The sequence below is a fragment of the Bacillus sp. JJ634 genome, assembly GCF_036962285.1.
GTDB lineage: Bacteria > Bacillota > Bacilli > Bacillales > DSM-1321 > Peribacillus > Peribacillus asahii_A.
Window position 1 is genome coordinate 1 of record NZ_JBALMU010000195.1, and the last position, 3,655, is coordinate 3,655.

Below are 3,655 nucleotides of genomic sequence, written 5' to 3' on the forward strand. Positions count from 1 at the left end.
TAGCTTTTTTAAGGGATTATCAAACTCAGTATCTTCGTATTGCTTCTTCATTTAAAAATCCCTCCTTTATTAATTGTTTTTTTAGAACTGGTATCGCCCTAAAAAGCGTTGATTTAACCTTACTTTCAGACCAACTCAAAATCTTTGCGGTATCCTCTATAGAAAAACCCTTGATTTTTCTTAAAACTATCACTTTTCTATATGTATCTTTGATTTCACCTAACGCTTTATAAAATTCATATGAGTTCTCTTTAATTTTAATAATCTCTTCAGGCAATAGATTATTGTCTTTTTGTGAAAGAAAAAATTCTTTAAAGAATATGCTTGGCTTGCGCTTTCTTAAAAAATCCACCGTTAGATTGTGAGCAATACTAAATAACCATGTTTTTTCACTTGAGTGATTTTTAAATGAATCATAATATAAATATGCTTTAACAAACGTATCGTGGGTTAAATCTTCTGCTTGTTGATAGTCCTTAACCATCAATAAAATAAAGGTTAAAATCGATTTACTATGTTGGTCATACCAATCTGCAATTTCTTCTTTTCTGTACTCTGACAATAAAATCTCCCCTCCTTTTCTTAATGTTCAATACTTAGACGTAATAACAAATCAAAAGTTGTGTTTTTGAATTTTTTTTAAAAAAATTATCTTAGTTTAACAAGACCCAAAGTTTTAAATGAATACTCTATACCAATCTAGTTCACATAAGCGAGGTTATCGGTATGAAAAAAGGATCTTCGTTTGGAAGATCCTTTTAGCTGCTTGTTCAATTAAAAAATGGTTCGATTGTTAAAAAGAAGAACAATTTTGTCCAGTAAACATCTTTTTTGTTCATTACAAAGAACTTTGTTGTTACAAAACACTTTAAAGTCGTCTTTTTTTGATATTGCTATTAAGATTCTTTAAAAACCGAAGGTTTTTTAGTGCACTCGGATTTTAGCTTGGGTATTTCGGATGTTTTCCTTTTTGCAGATCGTTAATGGTTAAGCTAAAATCCATCTGGAGGTGGGGATAGTCTTTAAAGCCGCGCCAGTCTCCTCCCCATTGAAAGCCCAGCTCTTTTGCAATTTCTGCAACCTCAAACCAGTCTGATTGACCATTTCGGTTTCCATCATATTCAGTATCCCAGATCACATTACCATTCTCGAGCTGAAGGGCAAAATCGACTGCAAGGCCATAGTTGTGATAGGATTCGCCTCCCTTCATATAAGTAACTACTTTTCCGGGAGTCTTTCTTCCCTTGTCATAAAGTTTATCTTGTTCCTCAAACGAGCGGTAATCATCTGTGATCAGGATTGTAATCCCTTTTTCTGTTGCTTTTTCTTTTAAAATCTCTACTTTCTCAGCTAGAATTGGGTGCAGTTCAGTTGGTAAAGTCTTTGCATTTGCTTCGTATTCAACCTGGTCTGATGAGCCAGGATATCCCTTAATGAATAAGAAAGATTGATAGGCGACAAATGCTAAGAGGAATAACAGAAAAAATTTTAGTAGTTTCTTCACAAGTTGTTATCCTACTCCTTCTTAACGTTTTTCGACAAAATCTATTATTATTTTAACGTAAAAAGGACAAGAATTGAATAAATTTAATCTTTAAAAAGACAAACGGTTCTGGTGCAAATACCAAGACAAATAGAAAAAGTTGTAAGTCCACTTTCAGATAACCTCTTAGGTGGTTATCCTAAACAGTCTATGTATGAATTCCACTTCATTTTGGGCAGACTTCACCCCTTGATGAACCTGCTTCTTTTTAATCATATGCATCGCTTCTATACCACTTAGTATGTAAGTAGCTGTACGAAAAGATTGGAACCCTAACATAGAACGAACACGCTTCTTGATAAAACGATGATCCTGTTCTACGATATTATTTAAATACTTCTTTTGTCTGAGTTTCATGCCTGATGGCATGTTTTTTTCTTTTCTCAATTCTTCCACTGCTATAGGGTAAGTCGGATTTTTATCCACTGTTATGACACGAGGCTTTGAAACATGAAAAGACCACAAAGCTTTCTTGAAGAAGCACTTTGCAGCCTTTTTGTCTCTTGTTTTACTGAGAGAAAAATCAATCGTATTTCCTTCGGAATCGACCGCACGATATAGATACATCCATTGACCTTTTACTTTGATATATGTTTCATCGACTCTCCAGAAGTCATTTGTTGGTTTAAGATGACGTCGTACTCTTTCATCTAATTCAGGTCCATATTGGTGTACCTAACGCATAATCGTTGTGTGAGCCATGGATACGAATTGTTCCTTCATCATTTCCACCAAATCACGAAAACTGAGGCTATACCGTATGTACCATCTAACCGTTAATAAAATAATGCCAGGCTGATTATGCTTCCATATGAATTCTACTGTTTTTTTCCTACCGATACACGTCCTTTTTAGTTTAGTAGTATCAGTGTGTCTAGGATTTAGAGAGTAGTTTCAAGTCAGTTGAAATTTTTGTAACAGAACCCACATTTCGACATCATTTTGTAACATAATTACCAATATATTGAAACTATGCTGTCATATTTTTCTGTTATTCTAAGTCTACATTAAAAAACAAAGGAGACTATTCATTTGAAAAAAATACTAATGTCCATTATAACGGCAACACTTTTAGTATTTAGTTTTTCCGGAGTTTCATCGGCTGCGAGTACATACCAAGTAAAATCAGGCGATTCATTGTGGAAAATCGCTACAAAATATAAAATTACAGTTAGTCAACTTAAAAGTTGGAATAACCTAAAAAGCAATACAATTAGACCCAAGCAAGTGTTAAAGGTAAAGAAAACAACAACAGCTAAAAAAGCATCTAGTACAACGAAAGCTGTCCATAAAACAATTAAGGTAAAAGCTACAGCATATACGGCAAATTGTAAAGGCTGTAGCGGTATAACAGCAACTGGCTTAAACTTAAAGAAAAACCCTACTGTTAAAGCCATTGCCGTAGATCCAAAAGTCATTCCACTTGGTACAAAAGTTCATGTGGAGGGTTATGGTCAGGCTGTTGCCGCTGATAAAGGCGGAGCCATTAAAGGAAATAAAATTGACGTATTCATTGCTTCCAAACAAAAAGCCCTTAATTGGGGTGTAAAAACAGTAAAAGTAACCGTTTATAAGTAATCAAGTAATACGGCTCCTAAAGCATAGCTTTGGGAGCTTTTTTCTGTAAGAATAGTAGAGCCTTTTTAGTATATAGCCAGTTACCCATTGCAGCATTGACGAAGTTCGCCAAATCATCTTTGCTACATGCTCGTTTACCTCTTTTGTATCAATCAAATTCCTCGAATCGTTTCCTTCCCTCCATTTGACTAGATGATAGGCTGTTCCGAGTGGTCCGTGCTTCTCTACTATTAAAGAAACGACAGCTACACCCCTTTCTAATTTCTTTCTTAATTCAAAAATTCTTGATGTTGCTGATGGACTCTGTGTGAAAATAAATGACCAATGGTATTAAAAAAGAAAAATAAATGCGTCTGAGAGCGAATCTCAGACATTGAAATAAGAACTGTTTTTTATGGAAATACCCCTATATAGAACAAATATTCTATGATAGAATAGAAATAAAGATAAGTAAGAGTTATTGCTCTAATATACCCTTTCTTCAAATTATGTACCACACCTTATTTCACCGAGGTTTTCTCATAGAAAACGATT

At 34.3% G+C, this 3,655-nt stretch carries 3 protein-coding genes and 1 pseudogene; 1 reads left to right on the forward strand and 3 read right to left on the reverse strand.

From position 1 onward, the window contains the following. Positions 1-25 precede the first annotated feature (25 nt). The 3 genes and pseudogenes from V7068_RS21610 to V7068_RS21620 all read right to left on the reverse strand — a co-directional run bounded on the left by V7068_RS21610 (position 26) and on the right by V7068_RS21620 (position 2,383). On the reverse strand, positions 26-562 hold the full coding sequence (locus tag V7068_RS21610) for an RNA polymerase sigma factor (protein WP_499714487.1): 537 nt from the start codon (positions 560-562) through the stop codon (positions 26-28). A gap of 378 nt (positions 563-940) precedes the next feature. Beyond that, positions 941-1,504 (reverse strand): M15 family metallopeptidase, encoded by a 564-nt coding sequence (locus V7068_RS21615; protein WP_499714488.1) that lies wholly within the window; start codon positions 1,502-1,504, stop codon positions 941-943. 165 nt (positions 1,505-1,669) lie between these two features. Beyond that, positions 1,670-2,383, reverse strand: a pseudogene (locus V7068_RS21620) (IS6 family transposase). Positions 2,384-2,575: 192 nt separating this feature from the next. Here V7068_RS21620 and V7068_RS21625 point away from each other — a divergent pair. Further along, positions 2,576-3,121: a 3D domain-containing protein gene (locus V7068_RS21625; RefSeq protein WP_252295214.1), complete on the forward strand. Its 546-nt coding sequence runs from the start codon at positions 2,576-2,578 to the stop codon at positions 3,119-3,121. The last annotated feature ends 534 nt before the right edge of the window (positions 3,122-3,655 follow it).